Here is a 19,974-nt window from a genome sequence, read left to right on the forward strand (position 1 = left end):
CATCTATGAGCTGAGCTCATGGTTGAATGGCGGCATGGAACTGCGGCAGCTGAAGTACTTCCTCGCGGTCGGGGAGGAACTGAACTTCTCTCGCGCTGCCGAACGCTGCTACGTCTCGCAATCGGCGATCAGCCTGCAGATCTCCAAGCTGGAACGAGAAATCGGTGAGCCATTGTTCGAGCGGACCTCACGGACCGTCCGATTGACCGTTGTCGGAGCACAATTGGTCTCCATCGCCCGGCACATGGTGGAGCTCGAGCAGTCCGCCCTGGCACTGACGACCCGGAGGCGGAACCAACTGCGTCTGACCGGAAACATGACGTTCGCAGCCAACGCCATCTCCGCCATCGTCGCGGTCCGCGAGCGCCATCCCGACGCCGAGATCGACTTCGTCCTGAAACGATTCGCAGAACAGATCGAAGCAGTGACGTCCGGCGACTGCCAGGTGGCGCTGATCCGCGGCAGCGTCGAACGCTCCGGTCTGCACGTGACCGAGCTGTGGACCGAGGACCTCGTCGTCGTCCTCCCCGAGGGCCATCCGCTGGCGGGCGAGAACAACCCGAGCCTGAGTCAGCTCGCCGGCTACCCCCTGCTGCTTCCCAAGCGGAGCGAGCAGATCCTGCTGCACCGGGTGATCGAGCGCGAGATGAAGCGCAGCGGACTGCCGCTGAGCTTCGGCCCACCCGTGGCGTCCGATCACACCGCCAGCGCCGAACTCCTCAAGAACCCGCAATGCTGGTCCATCCTGTACGCCAGCACCGCCGACAGCACCCCCAAGACCGGCCTGGTCTTCCGCACCGAGGCCGACCGCAGGCTGCGGCTACCGGTATCGGCAGTGGTCGACGCGACCGTGCCCGCCACCGACATTCAGCGCGACCTCGTGGCGGCCCTGGCGGCCACTGCACCTGTCAAACCCACGGCACCTGTTCAGCCCGCCACTCCTGCGAGCTGAGCGAACGCGGCATCGGCGTCGAACAGTTCGGCGCGATCGTACGTCGACGTCGAGGCCATGATCTCGTTCGCGCCGGTGCGCTCGACCACCGCCTCGAGCCGCGGACGGACCTGCCCCGCCGTGCCCAGGATGCTCGACGCCAACGACGCCTCGATTCGGTTCCGCGTCTGCGGCGTCCACTGCGTTTCATCGATCGCCGACGCCGATTCGAGAGCCGGGAACTCGCCCTCGCGCCTGGACCTGGCCATCGCCCATGCCTCCGGGACGGCGAGCCTGCGGGCATCGGCGGCGTCAGCCGCGATCGTCACGTCGAGCGAGACGATCACGTACGGTTCAGGATTCGCCGACGACGGTCGAAAGTGCCTGCGATACAGCGCCAATGGATCATCGTGTTGGAGAACCGGTCCACCGACAACGACCGGAAGACCTGCGCGGGCGGCCACCTCGAGACCGGCTCCGGTCGCGAGGACGAACACCGGCGGACACGACACCGCCGGCCGGGCCGTCACCGGACCGGAACCGTCCAGATACGAACGCAATTCGGCGATGTCGGCCTCGAACGTGTCGGCGTGCTCACTGCGCAATGCCGCCCGAACCGGTTCGGTGAAACCGAGGGAGCGGCCGACACCCAGATCGATCCGGCTGGGAAAGAGGGACTCCAACATCAGGAATTGCTCGGCCACGACCAGCGGCTGATGGTTGGGCAGCATCACCCCGCCGGATCCGACGCGAATGCGCGAGGTGCGCGACGCCACCGCCGCCGCGAGAACCGCAGGCGCGCCCGACGCGATCCCTGGAACGCCGTGATGCTCGGCCACCCAGAACCGGTGCAGCCCGATCTTCTCGGCATGTACCGCTCGTTCGACGGTATGGCGCAGCGCCGAGGCGTCGTCCATTCCGGATCGAGTGCGGGATCTGTCGAGAAGTGAGAAGAGCACAGATAATTCAACCGACGAGGCGTCGGGCATATTTCTCGAACTGTTCGTTCGACGCGGACCGAAGTTGTCCGCAATGGCCGTCACTATTGCTTCATGAACCTCACCATGAAGCTCGAACTCGTCACCCTGGCCGTCACCGACGTGGACCGCGCCAAGGACTTCTACGTTTCGATCGGTTTCAACGCCGACCACGATGCCCGCCCCTGGGACGGCATCCGGTACGTCCAGCTCACTCCCCCGGGCTCGGCGTGCTCCATCGCGATCGGGGAGGGCATCACCGACGCCGAGCCGGGCAAGGGAGCCGGGATCCTGATGGTCGTCGACAACGTCCAGGACGCCTACGAGCACCTCACGGCGGCCGGCCTGACCATCGATCCGCCCAAGGACGAGGGCTGGGGCACGTTCGTGTACTTCGCCGACCCCGACGGCAACAAGTGGTCGGTGCAGCAGTTGCCCGCGCAGTCCTGACTCGCCGGATCTAGGACTGGCCCGGGACCAGCCGGGCCAGGATGCCGCGGTGATCGGAACCGGGAATCGTCACGGCTTCGACCGAGCGAACGGCCAGGTCTGCCACCAGAACATGGTCGATGGCGATCACCGGCGGGTACCAGGTATGCGCCGGGTACGTCCTGAGCATGCCCGCCCCGGTAGCCACCGCCGCATCGACGAACCGGCCGTCCTGCAGATCTCGGTACCGACGATGGTCCTGCGTGGCATTGAAGTCGCCCGCGACCACCACGGGACCGTCGTCGACGGGGATCTTGGCCAACAGCTGGCGCAACAGCCCCAGCTCACGAACCCACTCGGACGGCTCCCGCGGCCACGGCGGCACCGGATGGACCGCGAACACCAGCGGCCGGCCCGGCATCTCCACCCGCGCAGAGAGCAGCTCTGTCACGAAACCGTCGTGGCGCTGCTGATCGACGAGCGGGAAGCGGCTGTAGATTCCGGTGCCTTCGCCGCCAGGAGCAGCGCTGACGTGCGCGTGCGGCAACGAGCCGGACAGGATCGGGCGAAGTCGGGCATCGGCCTCCGGCGTCAGTTCGACGAGAGTGAGCACGTCGGGTCGGTGCTGCTCGACCAGCGCGACCAGCGCGTCGGGATCGGCCTGACCCAACCAGATGTTGGCGTGCAGCACCGTCAGACTCGGCGCCCGGGCCGTCGTCCGGGAGCGGTGCCTGTACAGAGGAATCTGCGTGGCGGCGGCACCCATCGATACAACCGCGCCCGCCGCCAGCCCCCACCAACCGAACGCCACGGCCGCGAGCGCGGTGCCCGGCACCGCGGCAAGCATGAGGACATGTGCCAAAGCACCGAAGACGAGCATCGCCTGCCCCCGGGCATCGAGAAGGTGCGCTGCGATGCCCAGTACTGCTGCGAAGAGCAGTAACAGAGCCACCGATGCCGAAACCATGAGCGGAGTGTGACAGGCAAACCTGAGGCCGAGCTGGGAGCCGTCCCTATATCCGACCGAAGTGTTCGCTTTCTCGCAGCAAACACGACACAATCGAGAGCGCTGTCCGCACGTACGAGGGGGAAGTTTTCCGTGAATCGTAGGCAACTGCTGCGTTTGGCCGCTGCCGGAATGCTCGGCGCTGCTGCCGCTCCGGTCCTGGGCTCCGCCGGGGCACCGGGTTCTGCCACAGCAGGCGCGCTCCCCATCGGTGCCGAACGAATCCGATCACTGGTCCCCGAGCTGTTCGCCGATCCCCCGCGCCCACCGGACCACTCTCCCGTCCTCGTCATCGGCTCCGGATTCGGTGCCAGCGCCGCCGCCCTTCGCATGGCGCAGGCCGGTACCCAGGTCACCGTCCTCGAACGTGGACTGCGCTGGCCACGTGACCCGTGGCGCGAGATCTTCACCGCCGACATGACCGCAGACGGACGCGGACTGTGGCAACAGACCTCGTTCACCAACATCACCGGAATGCCCGTCGGACCGGTCGACCTGTTCGGCGGCGTACTCGACACCACCCGCTACGAAAACCTCTCGGTCTGGCGCGGTGCCGCCGTCGGAGGCGGCTCGATCGTCTACACCGGCGTCACCATCGCCCCCGACAAGAAGTTCTTCGACGCGTCCTTCGGCGGACGACTGAACTACGACGAGATGGCCGCCACCTGGTACCCGAAGGCCCGCTCGATGCTCCGGCCGTCGCCGATGCCCGAGGACGTCTACAACAGCCCGAACTTCGCACACTCGCGCACCTGGGACGACCACGCCCGGCGAGCAGGGTTCACCCCACAGGCAGTGGACGGCAACTGGAACTGGAACGTCGTGCGCGACGAGATCGGCGGACGCTCCAGGCCGTCCGCGACCGTCGGTGCCAGCACCTTCGGCAACTCCAACGGTGCCAAGCACGACCTGACACAGAACTACATCCCCCAGGCCGAGGCCACCGGCCGCGCGACGGTCTGTCACAGCCACCGCGTCGCGGCGATCGGTGCCGAATCCGGCGGTCGCTACCGCGTCGAGATCGAACGCCTCGACCCGTTCGGCAACATCGTCGAGACCCGCACGCTCACCTGCGACACCCTCGTCCTCGGAGCCGGGTCCATCGGCACCACCGAACTGCTGATGCGCGCTCGCACCACCGGAGCACTGACGAACCTCAACGAATTCGTCGGCACCGGCTGGGGCACCAACGGCGACGCGTCGATGACGCGGTCGCTCGGGCCGATGTCCGCCGGACCGCAGGGTGCGCCCTGCGCGTCACGCATCGTCGACGACTCCGGATTGCCACTGACCGTCGAGAACTGGTACGTGCCAGGCGTTCCCATGAACCTCGGATTCATCGGCTCACTGGGCATGACCATCGACCCACTGCGCGGAAACTTCGGATTCGATTCCGCCACAGACCGATTGACGCTGAATTGGCCGAAGGGTGGCAGCCGGGACACCGTCGAGGCCCTGCGCGCGGTACAGAATCGGATGGCCCAGGCCGGCGGCACCATCGTCGCGGCCGAGCCGTTCACCCGCGACGTCGACGACACCTTCACCGCCCACCCCCTCGGCGGCGCGGTTCTGGGCGACGTCACCGACGGCTACGGCCGGGTGAAGGGCCACCCCGGGCTCTACGTCGTCGACGGTGCGTTGATCCCCGGCAGCACCGGAGCCGCGAACCCGTCGCTGACCATCACAGCACTCGCCGAACGCAACGTCGCGCAGATCATCGCCGACGGTCGCTGACCTCCCGAAGTGGGTAGACCCGCGCCGAACGGGTAGCCCACAGGTATGCCCGCCAACGATCCGACCGAACGCACCATCGCCGACCGCGACGTCGAAAAGCGCTGGAACGACCCCGGTGCCCTTCGCAAAGCTGCGGGATACTGCGCGGCAGTGGTGGCGGCGGCTGCGGCACTGACCGCGGTGTTCCTTGTCGTCGACCGCACGAACCCCGTGTTGGCCGCGTCGGTGCCCGCGGTGTGCTTCCTCGGCGGTATCGGAGCTCTGACGTTGGGATACAAGTCCTACCGCGCGGGTGGCACGTGGCCGATCTGGCAGGGCGCGGCGTGGTTCCTGTTCACCGTGATGCTGCTGGGTCTGGCGATGCCGATGTTCGCAATTGGTCAGTGACCGTCGTCGTCAGCCCAGCTGAATCTCGGGGCGGCCCTCGGGGACGGTGACGGTCGCAGCGGTTCGCACCGCCTTGCCGGGCGTCGACACCGCATCGAGAACCCTCACCTCCGAACGCCATTCGGTGTTCGTCAGCGTGCTACGGAGATAGCCGCGCCGAGCATTGCCGTACTTGACGTGCGGAGAAGCTTCGGCGATAGCCGCACCGGCGGAGTCCACATCGGCACCGTCCTTGCCCGACGCGATCGAGGTGGTCGCGATCTCCACACCTTGGATCGGCGACGCCTGATCCTGGTAGTCGCGGCGTAGTTCGGAGACGATCGTGCGATGAATGTCTCCGACGATCGACGCGACGTTCTTCGTGCCACGATCCCTGGCCCCGTCCAGAATTCGGTGCCGAGACGCCTCGTATCCGCTCCACGGATCCATCCCGACCTTGCGATCGCTGCCGAGGCCACGGGCCAGGTCCGAGATGACCGTCTGGTGCGCCAGGAAGTTCCACCTCGACGGTGACGCGAAACCGTCGAGTATCCACTTCTCCTGCGCCGCACCGGTGATCGTGCGCGACGGATCGGCCGTCTCGGCGTCCTGCGCATGCTCGCCGTCGCCGTGCGCCTGATCGCTGCGGTACTGCCGCGTGTCCAGCACCGAGAAGTCCACCAGATCGCCGAACGAGAACCGGCGGTAGACCGTCATGTCCGGTCCGACGGGCTTCAGATCCGCCCGAACCGGAGTGTTCTCCCACCACGCCTTGAACGCATCGGCTCTGCGCAACAGGAACTCTCGCGGATCGTCGTCGTCCTGACTGATCTGCGAGGCCCAGTTGTTGTCCACTTCGTGATCGTCGAACGTCGAGACGAACGGGGCCGACGCATGTGCCGCAGCGAGATTCTCGTCCGCCTTGTACAAGGCATAGCGGTCGCGATAGTCGCCCAGCACCATGGTTTCTCGGGCAGCCGATTCGGTGCGCGGCTCGCCCTGCCTCGCACCTTCGTCCTTGATCGCGTACTCGTAGATGTAGTCGCCCAGGAAGAACACCACATCGAGATTCGACGCCGCCAAGTCCTGGTACGCGCCGAAGAAGCCGTCCTCCCACTTCTGGCACGACGCCCAGGCGAAATCGAGCTTACTCAACGGCTGGCCCAGTGCCGGTGCCGTTTTGGTGCGGCCCACCGGACTGGCATGCCGTCCGACGAGGAAGCGATAGAAGTACTCGCGAGCCGGCTCGAGCCCTCGGACGTCGACGTGAATCGACCAGCCGTCGAACTCGGTGGCAAGCTCGATACCTTCGCGGGTGACGCTCGCGAATCGCTCGTCCGCCGAGATCTGCCACCGCACCGGCACCACGCCGGGAGTCATTCCACCCAGTGGTGCGAAGGGATCGGTGGCGAGTCTGGTCCAGAGCACCACCGAATCGGGCAGTGGGTCGCCAGATGCCACGCCGAGACGGAACGGGTAGTCCGGGGTCACCACGGACTGCGCACCTGCCGTCGCCGTGGTTCCCGCGAGTTCGGGGGTGAACGCCAGCGCCCCCACCAATGCACCCCACGTCAGGAACTGTCGACGCGTGGCCCCCGCCCGCAGAGAGATGTCCTGCCCGATCCGTATCTCGTTACCCCGTCTCACCATCCTTCGAGGTTCTCGCGCCCGGGCGAACTGTGCCCGTCATCGATCGAACGGGGAAGTGAACACGAAGTTTTCATTCGATTCAGGACCGAACTCGTCCGCGATGCCGACCACACTCGAGCGCATGACGAACATCGACCGCACGGGCTCCCAAATCGACCACCTCAACATCGGCGTCGCCGATCTTGCCGCCAGCGCCGAGTTCTACGGTGCTGCACTGAAACCGCTGGGAATCAGCGAAATCATGCGAGTACCGCATACCCCCGAGGCGAACCAGCTCGCCATGATCGCGTTCGGTTGGGCGCAGTTGAAGCCCTTCTTCTGGATCGTCGACGCCCCGGGATCGGCCATCGGACCGCACACCCATCTCGCCTTCAGCGCCCCGGATCGAGCCACCGTCGATGCCTTCCACGCCGCAGCACTGTCCGCAGGAGCAGTCGAGCTCCGGTCGCCGGGACTGCAGCCGGAATACCACGCCACGTACTACGGATCATTCGTGCGCGACCTCAACGGCATCGACCTCGAGGCCGTCTGCCATCACGAGTGATTCGCCCCGTAGCGACCTGATGGAGGTGTCACTGCGGCCGGGGCAGCGTCCCATTGGTTCGCACGTGGTCGCGCAGACGAGTGAGGATCGATCCGAGAGCGTCGACCTCCTCGGTTGCCAATCCGTCGAAGAACAGACGATGCACCAGCTCGACGTGACCCGGTGCCGACGCGTCCAGAGCCGCCCGGCCCGCCTCGGTCAGAACGGCATCCGTGGCGCGGCCGTCGGTGGTCGAGACCGCCCGATCGGTGAGTCCCCGTGCACACATCCGAGCGAGGTGGTGAGAGGCCCGGCTGCGCTCCCAGCCGATCTCGGCCGCCAGGTCGGTCACTCGGCACCGGCCGTCGGGACTGTCCGCCAGCGCAACGAGAACCGAGTAGTCGGCCAGGGAAAGACCGTGCCCCTCGGTCAGCTGCCGGTTCATCTCGAACGTCATCTGCAGCGACAACCCCATGTAAGCGCGCCAGGCCGACTCCTGAGTAGTCGTCAACCACGGGCTACCCTCGGAGCTATTAGGTGACATGTCACGCACTTTCTGAGATGCTGAAGGCCGGGGCGGTGGCGCACCGAACCCCGACCACCAACCTTAGGGGCCAACCATGGACAGCACGTCGCACGCCGAGTTGGTACGTCGCAACGTCGTCGAGGTTTTCAACACCACCGACGCCGACCGACGACGCGAGCTGATCGAAGCCCTGTACCACCCGGACGCGGTGTTCTACGACGCCGAGAACACCGCGACCGGACGCGACGCCGTCATCGACGCGATCACCGCACTCCTCACCGACTCCGCCGGCCTGTCCTTCTCCGTCACAGTCGAACCCGCCGTGCTGGGCGACGTCGCACGCATCTCCTGGGCACTCTCGCCACCCGACGCCCCAGCCGTCGTCACCGGCCAGGACTTCGCCGTCATCAAGGACGGCACGATCGCCGAGCTGTACACGTTCATCGACCGGAAATAGCCGGTCGCCCCGTCAGGCTTGCACGACCCACACCGAATTGCCGTCGGGATCACGCAGCGCGAACATGGGCGGCGCACCGTCCTCCGTCCCGGAAATCGCGTCCATGTCGACACCGCCGATCGCGCTCAGTCGCGCATGTTCCGCCGCGACGTCGGAAGTTTCGACACCGATGGAGGACCCGCCGGGCGAATCACCCATAGGCGGATTCAGGGCGAGCCGCGCCGTCGAACCGGGCGGTGCCACCTCGACCCACCGATATTCGCCCTCGGGACCGAAACGCGTATCGTCGCGTAGCTCGAAGCCGAGTACACGCGAATAGAACTCGAGAGCCGCGTCCTGGTCCGAGACGGTGAACATGGCCACGCCGATGTTCACGATGGTGCTGGATTCTGGGTTGGTCATGCCGTTACTGACCCGAGTGGCACGGAAAACTCCCCGCGGACGCCGATACGAACTCTCCACCAGATACGACAAGAGCCCCGCATCGACCGAAGTCGATGCGGGGCTCGTGTCTGCGGGCTCTGTCGTCGTGAGCGGAAATTCGTAGTGGACTACGAGGTTCTGCTCACGTGCGACGGAGTCGCTCTAGCGGTATTCGTTGGAGAAACCGTAGTCGTCGAGCGGCACTGCAGCACCGGTTCCCTGGCCGAAGCCGTCCGGGCTGTAGTACTGATCGTCGTACGACGGCACCGCGTATGCCGCGGCGCGTGCCTCTTCGGTCGGCTGCACCGTGATGTTCCGGTACCGGTTGATGCCGGTACCAGCCGGGATGAGCTTACCGATGATGACGTTCTCCTTGAGACCTATGAGCTTGTCGCTACGGCAGTTGATCGCCGCATCGGTGAGCACACGAGTGGTCTCCTGGAAGGACGCTGCCGACAGCCACGAGTCGGTGGCCAGCGACGCCTTGGTGATACCCATCAGTACCGGACGTCCGGCTGCGGGCTCGCCACCCTCGGAGACGACGCGACGGTTGCTCGACTCGAATTCGCTGCGCTCGGTCAATGAACCGGGCAGGAATTCGGTGGAGCCGCTGTCGATGATCGTCACGCGACGGAGCATCTGGCGCACGATGGTCTCGATGTGCTTGTCGTGAATCGACACACCCTGCGACCGGTACACCTCCTGGACCTCGTTGACGAGGTGGATCTGCACCTGACGGGGACCCATCACACGCAGGACCTCGTGCGGATCGGCAGCACCTTCCATGAGCTGCTGGCCGACCTCGACGTGGTCACCGTCCGCCAGAAGGCGCTCGGTGCCGTCGTCGTGCTTGAAGACGCGCAGACGCTGACGCTTGGAGAGCTTGTCGTAGACAACCTCTTCGCCGCCGTCGTCCGGGACGATGGTGATCTTGTAGAAACGATCGCCGTCCTCGAGCTGGATGCGTCCCGACACGTCCGCGATCGGAGCCTTGCCCTTCGGCACACGTGCCTCGAACAGCTCCTGCACGCGAGGCAGACCACCGGTGATGTCATCTCCGGCGACACCACCCTGGTGGAAGGTACGCATGGTCAGCTGGGTTCCGGGCTCACCGATGGACTGTGCGGCAACGATACCGACGGCCTCACCGATGTCGACCAGCTTGCCGGTGGCCATCGAGCGGCCGTAGCAGGTGGCGCAGACGCCGGTTCCCGTGGTGCAGGTGAGCACCGAGCGAACCTTGACCGACGTGATGCCCGCAGCGAGCAGCGCATCGATGGCCGGGTCACCGAGATCGTGTCCACGAGCGACGATGACCGTGCCGTTCTCGTCGACAGCGTCGTTCGCCAAGGTGCGGGCGTACGTGCTGGTCTCGACGTGAGCGTCGCGGATCATCTTGCCGTCGGCGGTCTTCTCCGCGATCGTCGTGACGATGCCGCGCTCGGTGCCACAGTCGGTTTCCCGAACGATGACATCCTGCGAGACGTCGACCAGACGACGCGTCAGGTAGCCCGAGTCGGCGGTACGAAGCGCCGTGTCGGCCAGACCCTTACGAGCACCGTGCGTGTTGATGAAGTACTCGAGGACCGTCAGGCCTTCCTTGAAGGAAGACTTGATCGGACGCGGGATGAACTCACCCTTCGGGTTCGTCACCAAGCCCTTCATGCCGGCGAGCGAGCGAACCTGAGTCATGTTTCCGGCTGCGCCGGACTTCACGATCATCGGGATCGGGTTGTCGTCGGGGAAGTGGGCCTCCATGGCCTTACCGACCTGCTCGGTCGCGTCCTGCCAGATCTTGACCAGTGCGGAGTTGCGCTCGACCTTGTCGAGTGCGCCACGCTGGTACTTCTTCTCGATCTGATCGGCCTGAGCCTCGAAGGTCTCCATGATCTGCGGCTTCTCCGGCGGCACGAGGACGTCGGAGATCGAGATTGTGACACCCGAACGCGTGGCCCAGTAGAAGCCTGCGTCCTTGAGCTTGTCGACGGTCTGTGCGACGACGATCATCGGGTAACGCTCGGCGAGATCGTTGATGATGGTCGACTGACGCTTCTTCGGCATCTGCTCGTTGACGAACGGGTAGTCCGCCGGAAGCAGCTCGTTGAAGAGAACGCGTCCCAGAGTGGTCTCTGCGGTCCATGCGTCGCCGCGGTTCCAGCCCTCGGGGAACAGCTCGTTCTCGATGTCACGCGGCGGGCGCTGCGTGGTGAGACGAACCCGAATCTGCGACTGAACCGTGAGCGATCCACGATCGACGGCCATCTGAGCCTCTGCCGGGGAGGAGTACGCCCCGAACTCGGCCTGATCGGTCTTGGCGTCGGAACGCTCACCGACAGCACCGGCGTCGAGACGCGTCAGGTGGTACAGACCCGTCACCATGTCCAGACGCGGCATGGCGAGCGGACGGCCCGATGCCGGCGAGAGGATGTTGTTCGAGGACAGCATCAGCACGCGTGCCTCGGCCTGAGCCTCGGCGGACAGCGGGAGGTGGACAGCCATCTGGTCACCGTCGAAGTCGGCGTTGAACGCCTCACACACGAGCGGGTGCAGCTGGATTGCCTTGCCCTCGACGAGCTGCGGCTCGAACGCCTGGATGCCCAACCGGTGCAGGGTGGGTGCACGGTTCAGCAGCACGGGGTGCTCGGCGATGACCTCTTCGAGAACGTCCCACACCTGCGGACGCTGACGCTCGACCATGCGCTTGGCCGACTTGATGTTCTGCGCGTGGTTCAGATCCACCAGACGCTTCATCACGAACGGCTTGAACAGCTCGAGGGCCATCAGCTTCGGCAGACCACACTGGTGCAGCTTGAGCTGCGGGCCGACGACGATGACCGAACGGCCCGAGTAGTCGACGCGCTTGCCGAGAAGGTTCTGACGGAATCGACCCTGCTTGCCCTTGAGCAAGTCGGAGAGCGACTTCAGCGGACGGTTACCCGGTCCGGTGACCGGACGTCCACGACGGCCGTTGTCGAACAGGGCGTCGACCGACTCCTGCAGCATCCGCTTCTCGTTGTTGACGATGATCTCGGGAGCACCGAGGTCGATCAGACGCTTGAGGCGGTTGTTGCGGTTGATGACGCGGCGGTACAGGTCGTTGAGGTCGGACGTCGCGAAACGTCCACCGTCGAGCTGCACCATCGGACGAAGCTCCGGTGGGATGACCGGGACAGCGTCCAGGACCATGCCCATCGGGGAGTTACGGCCGGCCTGGAACGCAGCGACGACCTTCAGACGCTTGAGCGCACGCAGCTTCTTCTGACCCTTGCCGCTACGGATGGTCTCGCGAAGAGACTCCGCCTCGGCGTCGATGTCGAAGGTCTGCATGAGCTTCTGGATCGACTCGGCACCCATGGCACCGGTGAAGTACTCGCCGTACCGGTCGATGAGCTCGCGGTAGATGAGCTCGTCGACGATGAGCTGCTTGGGAGCGAGCTTGGTGAACGTGGTCCAGATCTCCTCGAGACGATCGAGCTCACGCTGCGCACGGTCACGGAGCTGACGCATCTCGCGCTCGCCGCCGTCCTTGACCTTGCGGCGCACGTCGGACTTGGCACCCTCGGCTTCGAGCTCGGCGATGTCGGCTTCGAGCTTCTGCGCACGAGCCTCGAGATCGGCGTCGCGCTGATCTGCGACGGCCTTCTTCTCGACCTCCATCTCGGCCTCCAGCGTCGAGAGCTCGTTGTGACGGAGCTCGTCGTCGACCGTGGTGATGACGTAGGCAGCGAAGTAGATGATCTTCTCGAGATCCTTCGGAGCCAGGTCGAGCAGGTAGCCCAGACGCGACGGCACGCCCTTGAAGTACCAGATGTGCGTGACGGGAGCGGCCAGTTCGATGTGGCCCATGCGCTCACGACGCACCTTGGCGCGAGTGACCTCGACGCCACAACGCTCACAGATGATGCCCTTGAAGCGGACGCGCTTGTACTTGCCGCAGTAGCACTCCCAGTCCCGGGTGGGGCCGAAGATCTTCTCGCAGAAGAGGCCGTCCTTCTCGGGCTTGAGCGTGCGGTAGTTGATGGTCTCCGGCTTCTTGACCTCGCCGTAGGACCACTGACGGATGTCGTCCGCAGTGGCAAGGCCAATGCGAAGTTCATCGAAGAAGTTGACGTCGAGCACGTAACTTCCTTTCCCCGTTATGGGTGTTGTGATACCGAATCAGAAAAAGCGTGATCACCCCCGTGCCTGCGGTGACGCAGGCACGGGGATCACAGAACTACTGAGCGAGGTCGTCGACCGTGGCAGCTTCGTTGCGGGAGAGGTTGATTCCCAGGTTGGCTGCGGCACGCTCGAGGTCTTCGTCGTCACCGTCGGCCATCGTGATGGCTGCGCCGTCCGAGGACAGCACCTCCACGTTGAGGCACAGCGACTGGAGCTCCTTGAGGAGCACCTTGAAGGACTCGGGGATACCGGGCTCCGGGATGTTCTCGCCCTTGACGATCGCCTCGTACACCTTCACGCGGCCGACAACGTCGTCCGACTTGATGGTGAGAAGCTCCTGCAGCGTGTACGCGGCACCGTAGGCCTGCATGGCCCAGCACTCCATCTCACCGAAGCGCTGACCACCGAACTGCGCCTTACCACCGAGGGGCTGCTGCGTGATCATCGAGTACGGCCCGGTCGAACGAGCGTGGATCTTGTCGTCGACCAAGTGGTGCAGCTTGATGATGTACATGTAGCCCACCGACACCGGGTACGGGAACGGCTCGCCGGAGCGGCCGTCGAACAACGTGGCCTTTCCGTCGGATCCGACCATCTGCTCGCCGTCGCGGTTGGGAATCGTGCTCTCCAGCAGGCCGGCGAGCTGATTTTCCTTGGCACCGTCGAACACCGGGGTGGCGATGTTGCTGTCGGCCGGAGCCGCCAACATCTCCTCGGGCAGACGCTCGGCCCAATCGGGCTTCGTGCCGTCCGCGGCGATCTGGACGTTCCAACCGGTCTTGCCGATCCAACCCAGGTGGGTTTCGAGGACCTGACCGATGTTCATACGACGCGGAACACCGTGGGTGTTGAGGATGATGTCGATCGGCGTGCCGTCGGGCAGGAACGGCATGTCCTCCTGCGGGAGGATCTTGCCGATGACGCCCTTGTTGCCGTGACGGCCGGCGAGCTTGTCGCCGTCCTGGATCTTGCGCTTCTGAGCCACGTAGACGCGGACCAGCTCGTTGACGCCGGGAGGCAGATCGTCGTCGTCGTCGCGCGAGAAGACGCGGATCCCGATGACCTTTCCGTTCTCGCCGTGCGGAACCTTGAGCGAGGTGTCGCGAACTTCGCGAGCCTTCTCACCGAAGATGGCGCGCAGCAGGCGCTCTTCGGGGGTCAACTCGGTCTCGCCCTTCGGCGTGACCTTTCCGACCAGCACGTCGCCGTCACGAACCTCGGCACCGATACGGATGATGCCGCGCTCGTCGAGGTCTGCGAGGACCTCGTCGGAGACGTTCGGAATGTCGCGAGTGATCTCTTCGGCACCGAGCTTGGTGTCGCGAGCATCGATCTCGTGCTCCTCGATGTGGATCGAGGTGAGAACGTCCTCTTCCACGAGGCGCTGCGACAGGATGATCGCGTCCTCGTAGTTGTGGCCCTCCCACGGCATGATCGCCAGCAGCAGGTTCTTGCCGAGTGCCATCTCACCGTTCTCGGTGCATGGGCCGTCGGCGAGGACCTGGCCGGACTCGACGCGCTGTCCCTCGTCCACGATCGGACGCTGGTTGGCGCACGTGCCCTGGTTGGAACGCGCGAACTTACGCATCCGGTAGGTCTTGCGCGATCCGTCGTCGGCCATGACCGTGACGTAATCGGCGGAGACCTCTTCGACGACACCGGTCTTCTCGGTGATGACGACGTCACCGGCGTCGACAGCTGCACGCAGCTCCATGCCGGTTCCGACGATCGGCGACTCGCTGCGAACCAGCGGGACGGCCTGACGCTGCATGTTCGCGCCCATCAGGGCACGGTTTGCATCGTCGTGCTCGAGGAACGGAATCATCGCGGTTGCGACGGACACCATCTGGCGCGGCGAGACGTCCATGTAGTCGATGTCGTCGGACGAGACGAACTCGACCTCGCCACCCTTACGACGGACGAGAATCTTGTCCTCGATGAAGCGACCCGAATCGTCGACCGGAGAGTTCGCCTGCGCGAGCGTGTGGCGATCCTCCTCGTCGGCGGTCAGGTAATCGACATCGTCGGTGACCTTGCCGTCGACGACCTTGCGGTACGGGGTCTCGATGAACCCGAACGGGTTGACGCGTGCGTACACCGAGAGCGATCCGATCAGGCCGATGTTCGGGCCTTCCGGGGTCTCGATGGGGCACATGCGGCCGTAGTGCGACGGGTGAACGTCGCGGACCTCGAGGCCGGCGCGCTCACGAGAGAGACCGCCGGGTCCCAGTGCCGACAGGCGACGCTTGTGCGTCAGACCCGACAGCGGGTTGTTCTGGTCCATGAACTGCGAGAGCTGGGAGGTTCCGAAGAACTCCTTGATCGCAGCGACGACGGGACGGATGTTGATCAGGGTCTGCGGCGTGATCGCCTCGACGTCCTGAGTCGTCATACGTTCGCGCACGACGCGCTCCATGCGGGACAGGCCCACGCGGATCTGGTTCTGGATGAGCTCGCCGACGGTACGCAGACGACGGTTGCCGAAGTGGTCGATGTCGTCGACCTCGACCGGAACCTCGACGCCGTCGGGTGCGGTCATCGAGGTCTCACCTGCGTGCAGACGCACCAGGTACTCGATGGTCGCGACGATGTCTTCCTCGGTGAGGGTCGACGCCACGATGGGCTGACCCGAGTTGAGGCCGAGCTTCTTGTTGATCTTGTAGCGACCCACGCGAGCGAGGTCGTAGCGCTTGTCCTTGAAGAACAGGTTCTCCAGCAGGGTCTGCGCCGACTCCTTGGTCGGCGGCTCGCCCGGACGCAGCTTGCGGTAGATGTCGAGGAGAGCCTCGTCGGTACCGGCGGTGTTGTCCTTCTCCAGCGTGGCCATGAGGATCTCGGAGAAGCCGAAGCGCTCCGTGATCTGCTCGGTGGACCAACCGAGAGCCTTGAGCAGCACCGTGACGGGCTGGCGACGCTTGCGGTCGATACGGACACCGACGGTGTCGCGCTTGTCCACGTCGAACTCGAGCCACGCACCACGACCGGGGATCACCTTGACGCTGTGCAGGTCCTTCTCGGTGGTCTTGTCGATCGAATGATCGAAGTAGACGCCCGGAGAACGCACCAGCTGCGACACCACGACACGCTCGGTGCCGTTGATGATGAAGGTGCCCTTGTCGGTCATCATCGGGAAATCACCCATGAAGACCGTCTGGCTCTTGATCTCACCGGTGTTGTTGTTGATGAACTCGGCCGTGACGAACAGCGGAGCCGCGTACGTCATGTCCTTGTCCTTGCACTCATCGGTCGAGGCCTTGACCTCGTCGAATCGTGGGTCGGAGAAGGAGAGAGACATCGAGCCCGAGAAGTCCTCGATCGGAGAGAGCTCGGTCAGGATGTCCTCGAGTCCACCGGCGACACTGCTGTCTCCCCGGGCGGCGGCACGGTCACGCCAACTCTGCGCACCTACCAGCCATTCGAACGAATCCGTCTGTACATCGAGGAGACCGGGTACCTCCAACGGCTCGCGAATGTTCGCGAACGAAACCCTCCTCGGGGCTCCCGGTGTTCCGACAACTGCCTTGGTCTGGCTAGAGACTGCCAAGATGCGTCCTTCCAGCACCTCACGCGGGTCGCTCGTGCAGTGCGACCGCCGCTGTATCTGTTTGCTATATGTGGGGCGAATTTCGGCTGGTGCAACCAGACCGAATCCCCATCACAGCGGCCCGAAAACGTGCTTTCGGGTAACAGCGATCGAGAGGTGGACAGGAGGCAGCCAGCGCAACGTCCAAAGGTACCCCAAATGTGCGCACAGCGCAACGGGGGCATCAAAAGTAGCACCCGGGGTCCATTCACGCGCTGACTCGACGAAAGCGTGTCGCCTGTCGGACGCCCGAAACCGCTGGGGGTGCTCCTGACGACAAGAGTGAACCGTGCCGCCCCCTTCGTCAAGAGGTTCGGCCCGATCCGTTTTCCGTGAGACCGCACTCGAACCGGTCGCGTCGATGGACCACTGCACCGCCGAGACGTATGCAATGGTCCATTGACGCAGCCGGAGGCGGGGACGCCGACGCGCCCCGCCCCCCTGCCGTCTACCGGTCGGCCTCGCGCCACCGCGTGGCCTCGGCGAGCGTGAACCCGTGGACATCTGCCAGTTCACCCAACCGTTCGACGCTGTCGCCGTCGAGGGTGGTGCCGATGCTGCGCAGACCGAACTCACCCGACAACGCGATCAGCATCGTCTCGGCCATGCAGGCATACGTCAGCCCCGGAGCCAACCCGTAGGTCAACCCGAAATCCGAACCCGACGGCACCCGCACGATGCCGCCGTCGAACACCGTGACGTCGGGCCGCTCACTGCGCACGTCCCGGCCGATGTTCGGCGGCTGCGCCACGTCACAGACGATGGCACCCTCCATCAGGTCCGTCGGATCGATCAGTGCATGCGGTGCCGACGTCGCAGCGATGACGATCAACGAATCCTGCACCGCAGCAACAGGATCGGTGAAGAACTCGACATGACGCGACCTGATCAGATCGTCCAGATCGCCGTCGACCGCGTGCGCGGCCTCGGCCAGATCTCCCGAACCCGCACCCACCCGAGCGCTGGCCACCATCTCCTGCGCGGCCGCCCACAGCTTGGGCGCGATGACCGAACTCTCCCCCTGCCTACCGACCAGCACGATGCTGCCGACCTCGCCGGCCAACTGCTTGCCGATGGTTCGCCCGATCGCCCCGGCGGCACCGAGAATCGTCACCCGAGCCCGCGCGACATCGATATCGCGTTCGCGGCAGACGCGTCGAACAGCTCGCAGACTAGCCGCAGCGGTGAACGTGTTGCCGGTGGTGATCGGTCGCGTCGTCGCGCCGAGGCCCAACCCGTTCCCGGTGATCACCGACGAATAGCCGCCCAACCCGACAACCGTCGCCCCGCGCGAGATCGCCAGCTCGACAGCCCCGCCCACCACCGCCAGCGCACGCTCGGGCGGCAGATGCAGCAACTGCGCGGAGGTGTACGGCAGCCCGATCAGATCTCCGTGCGCCGTCGCCTCCCCTCCCCCGACGACCCGTCCACTGCCGATGACGAACGACGCGGGTTCGAGCTCGGACGTCGACGCTGCGAACCGCTCGAGCAGATCCTGCCGCTCGCCGTGGTCGAACACCTCGAGTGCCGGATCGAACGCCGCGAAGAACCCGAGATCGAGGGGATGTGCAATGAACGCGAAACGTCGATCCGTGGGCCGCACAGCGATATCGGGCGTCCGACCCGGACGCATCGCCTCGAGTGCAGGCGGAGTGGTGACGGTCGGACGGCCCAGCAGATGCCCGAACAATCCGTCCATGTCCCCCACCGCCGCATAACCCAGTGCACGATCCAGTGCTGCGACCAGACGCGAGCACTGCACCGCCGACACCGTCAGCGGCGGTTCGATCCGAATCACCCTGTTACCGAACAGAGTCGGAGCCACTCGGATCCCCTCGACATTGAGCAGGTACGAGCAGATCACCACCGCCAGATTGTGTTGGTCGGCAATCGATCCCAGCAGCGACTGCCGCCCGACCATGTTGACGTCCGCGGTGAATTCCATGCCGAGCAACAACCCACGCCCGCGCACCTCGGTGACCACCGACGGATACTTCTCGGCCAACGCGCTCAGATCGTTCTTCAACTGCCGCCCGAGAACGGCCACATTCTCCACCACCGCGCAGTCGTCCCGAGTCAACTCGTCGAGAACCGCGATACCCACCCGCGCAGCCAACGCGTTCCCCGCGAAGGTCGACGTGTGGCGCAGCGCGAAACTCTCGTTCACCAGCCTCGGCGCACACAACACCGCACCCACCGGCACTATGCCGCCACCGAGTGCCTTGGCGACGGTCAGAATGTCCGGCACCACACCCTCGTGCTCCGCCGCGAACATCCTGCCGGTCCGGCCGAGCCCGGTCTGCACCTCGTCGAGAGCCATCAGCACCCCGTGCCGATCACAGATCTCGCGCACGCGGCGCAGGTAACCGTCGGGCGGACACACCACTCCGCCCTCACCCTGAATCGGCTCCACCAGAAACACCGCGTAGTGCCCGGGTGCCGCCGCCAAGGCCGTGTCGAGCGCGTCCGAGTCTCCGAATTCGATGTGATCGAAGCCCTCGACCGGTGCACCGAAACCGCTCTGGTACTTGATGTTTCCCGTCGCAGAAAGAGCACCGAGAGTCTTGCCGTGAAAACTGTTCCCGGTGGTCAGTACACCCAGCCGACCGGTGTGCGCTCGCGCGATCTTGAGCGCCACCTCCGTCGCCTCGGTACCACTGTTGACGAACGTCGCCCGCGTCAATCCGTCGGGTGCGATGCGCCCCAACCGATCTGCCAGTTCACCGGCCGCGGTCAGCACCGAAGGCTGTACGAAAATCGCCTCCCCGCTGCAACGAACGTCGTTGACCGCCTGCCAGATCGGAGTCGGACCGTGCCCGAACGGGAGCGCACCGTACGCCCCGGCGAAGTCGAGATAGCGACGACCCGAGGCGTCGAAGAGAACCGTCCCGTCGCCGCGCACGTACTCGCGATCCAGATTCAGCGCAGACAACAGCCGATACAGTTCGGGATTGACGTGCTCGGCAAACCCCGATCGACCGGACCTGGATTCCACCACGGAATAATCGATAGTTGTGTCAGTCATGACCAGCATGCTCCGTTTTCATCGGATCCACCCCTGGCTGTCGAGCTTCGAATGGTTGTCCCGAACAACCAGGGCTCGTCCCAAGCCAGGACGCAAACGCGATGGTAACTCGAAGGAAAGCCGGTGACAGATGGCCGAAAAGCACACGAAAAAGCCCCGTCCGAGCAGGGCTTCTGCGTCGAA

General features: G+C 65.0%; 14 protein-coding genes. 6 read left to right on the forward strand and 8 right to left on the reverse strand.

Annotated features, from left to right (window positions below; all coding sequences use genetic code 11):
• The first annotated feature begins 34 nt into the window (after window positions 1-34).
• Window positions 35-952 (forward strand): LysR substrate-binding domain-containing protein, encoded by a 918-nt coding sequence (locus CH251_RS06920; RefSeq protein ID WP_094612466.1) that lies wholly within the window; start codon window positions 35-37, stop codon window positions 950-952.
• Here CH251_RS06920 and CH251_RS06925 read toward each other — a convergent pair.
• Window positions 928-1,920 (reverse strand): MsnO8 family LLM class oxidoreductase, encoded by a 993-nt coding sequence (locus CH251_RS06925; protein WP_094612467.1) that lies wholly within the window; start codon window positions 1,918-1,920, stop codon window positions 928-930. The two genes, CH251_RS06920 and CH251_RS06925, sit on opposite strands and share 25 nt — an antisense overlap.
• A 63-nt stretch (window positions 1,921-1,983) precedes the next feature.
• On the opposite strand from CH251_RS06925, the gene CH251_RS06930 reads away from it, so the two are divergent.
• Window positions 1,984-2,358, forward strand: a complete 375-nt coding sequence (locus tag CH251_RS06930; RefSeq protein WP_094612468.1) for a VOC family protein — start codon at window positions 1,984-1,986, stop codon at window positions 2,356-2,358.
• Window positions 2,359-2,368: 10 nt separating this feature from the next.
• Here the strand turns inward: CH251_RS06930 and CH251_RS06935 are convergent, their stop codons facing one another.
• Entirely contained in the window at window positions 2,369-3,304 is a 936-nt protein-coding gene (locus CH251_RS06935) for an endonuclease/exonuclease/phosphatase family protein (protein ID WP_094612469.1), read from the reverse strand.
• Window positions 3,305-3,436: 132 nt separating this feature from the next.
• Between CH251_RS06935 and CH251_RS06940 the strand changes: the two genes are divergently transcribed.
• Together CH251_RS06940 and CH251_RS06945 are read left to right on the forward strand one after the other, a co-directional pair.
• Window positions 3,437-5,077: a GMC oxidoreductase gene (locus tag CH251_RS06940; protein WP_094612470.1), complete on the forward strand. Its 1,641-nt coding sequence runs from the start codon at window positions 3,437-3,439 to the stop codon at window positions 5,075-5,077.
• Window positions 5,078-5,122: 45 nt separating this feature from the next.
• On the forward strand, window positions 5,123-5,464 hold the full coding sequence (locus tag CH251_RS06945; RefSeq protein WP_094612471.1) for a hypothetical protein: 342 nt from the start codon (window positions 5,123-5,125) through the stop codon (window positions 5,462-5,464).
• A gap of 9 nt (window positions 5,465-5,473) precedes the next feature.
• Here the strand turns inward: CH251_RS06945 and CH251_RS06950 are convergent, their stop codons facing one another.
• Window positions 5,474-7,093 (reverse strand): alkaline phosphatase, encoded by a 1,620-nt coding sequence (locus CH251_RS06950; RefSeq protein ID WP_094612472.1) that lies wholly within the window; start codon window positions 7,091-7,093, stop codon window positions 5,474-5,476.
• 121 nt (window positions 7,094-7,214) lie between these two features.
• Here CH251_RS06950 and CH251_RS06955 point away from each other — a divergent pair, with 121 nt between their 5' ends.
• Window positions 7,215-7,637, forward strand: a complete 423-nt coding sequence (locus CH251_RS06955; RefSeq protein WP_094612473.1) for a VOC family protein — start codon at window positions 7,215-7,217, stop codon at window positions 7,635-7,637.
• Window positions 7,638-7,665: 28 nt separating this feature from the next.
• Here CH251_RS06955 and CH251_RS06960 read toward each other — a convergent pair whose 3' ends face one another.
• Window positions 7,666-8,160 carry a MarR family winged helix-turn-helix transcriptional regulator gene (locus tag CH251_RS06960; RefSeq protein ID WP_094612564.1) on the reverse strand — a complete coding sequence of 165 codons (495 nt, stop codon included), beginning with the start codon at window positions 8,158-8,160 and terminating at the stop codon, window positions 7,666-7,668.
• Window positions 8,161-8,236: 76 nt separating this feature from the next.
• On the opposite strand from CH251_RS06960, the gene CH251_RS06965 reads away from it, so the two are divergent.
• Complete coding sequence (locus tag CH251_RS06965; protein ID WP_094612474.1) at window positions 8,237-8,599, forward strand: nuclear transport factor 2 family protein; 363 nt, start codon at window positions 8,237-8,239, stop codon at window positions 8,597-8,599.
• Window positions 8,600-8,611: 12 nt separating this feature from the next.
• Here the strand turns inward: CH251_RS06965 and CH251_RS06970 are convergent, their stop codons facing one another.
• The 4 genes from CH251_RS06970 to CH251_RS06985 all read right to left on the reverse strand — a co-directional run bounded on the left by CH251_RS06970 (window position 8,612) and on the right by CH251_RS06985 (window position 19,791).
• Window positions 8,612-9,001, reverse strand: a complete 390-nt coding sequence (locus CH251_RS06970) for a VOC family protein (protein WP_094612565.1) — start codon at window positions 8,999-9,001, stop codon at window positions 8,612-8,614.
• 183 nt (window positions 9,002-9,184) lie between these two features.
• Window positions 9,185-13,141, reverse strand: a complete 3,957-nt coding sequence (locus CH251_RS06975; RefSeq protein ID WP_094612475.1) for a DNA-directed RNA polymerase subunit beta' — start codon at window positions 13,139-13,141, stop codon at window positions 9,185-9,187.
• A gap of 97 nt (window positions 13,142-13,238) precedes the next feature.
• Entirely contained in the window at window positions 13,239-16,745 is a 3,507-nt protein-coding gene (rpoB, locus tag CH251_RS06980; protein WP_094612476.1) for a DNA-directed RNA polymerase subunit beta, read from the reverse strand.
• Between the two features lie 469 nt (window positions 16,746-17,214).
• A complete protein-coding gene (locus CH251_RS06985; RefSeq protein ID WP_094612566.1) occupies window positions 17,215-19,791 on the reverse strand; it encodes an aminotransferase class III-fold pyridoxal phosphate-dependent enzyme in 2,577 nt (858 codons plus the stop codon).
• Between the last annotated feature and the right edge of the window lie 183 nt (window positions 19,792-19,974).

Source organism: Rhodococcus sp. 06-462-5, from assembly GCF_002258315.1.
Classification (GTDB): Bacteria; Actinomycetota; Actinomycetes; order Mycobacteriales; family Mycobacteriaceae; genus Rhodococcoides.

Coding starts and splice junctions, on each gene's coding strand:
- CH251_RS06920 (WP_094612466.1), top strand. CDS start 35: ATGGAACTGCGGCAGCTGAAGTACTTCCTCGCGGTCGGGGAGGAACTG.
- CH251_RS06925 (WP_094612467.1), bottom strand. CDS start 1,920: ATGCCCGACGCCTCGTCGGTTGAATTATCTGTGCTCTTCTCACTTCTC.
- CH251_RS06930 (WP_094612468.1), top strand. CDS start 1,984: ATGAACCTCACCATGAAGCTCGAACTCGTCACCCTGGCCGTCACCGAC.
- CH251_RS06935 (WP_094612469.1), bottom strand. CDS start 3,304: ATGGTTTCGGCATCGGTGGCTCTGTTACTGCTCTTCGCAGCAGTACTG.
- CH251_RS06945 (WP_094612471.1), top strand. CDS start 5,123: ATGCCCGCCAACGATCCGACCGAACGCACCATCGCCGACCGCGACGTC.
- CH251_RS06950 (WP_094612472.1), bottom strand. CDS start 7,093: ATGGTGAGACGGGGTAACGAGATACGGATCGGGCAGGACATCTCTCTG.
- CH251_RS06955 (WP_094612473.1), top strand. CDS start 7,215: ATGACGAACATCGACCGCACGGGCTCCCAAATCGACCACCTCAACATC.
- CH251_RS06960 (WP_094612564.1), bottom strand. CDS start 8,160: ATGTCACCTAATAGCTCCGAGGGTAGCCCGTGGTTGACGACTACTCAG.
- CH251_RS06965 (WP_094612474.1), top strand. CDS start 8,237: ATGGACAGCACGTCGCACGCCGAGTTGGTACGTCGCAACGTCGTCGAG.
- CH251_RS06970 (WP_094612565.1), bottom strand. CDS start 9,001: ATGACCAACCCAGAATCCAGCACCATCGTGAACATCGGCGTGGCCATG.
- CH251_RS06985 (WP_094612566.1), bottom strand. CDS start 19,791: ATGACTGACACAACTATCGATTATTCCGTGGTGGAATCCAGGTCCGGT.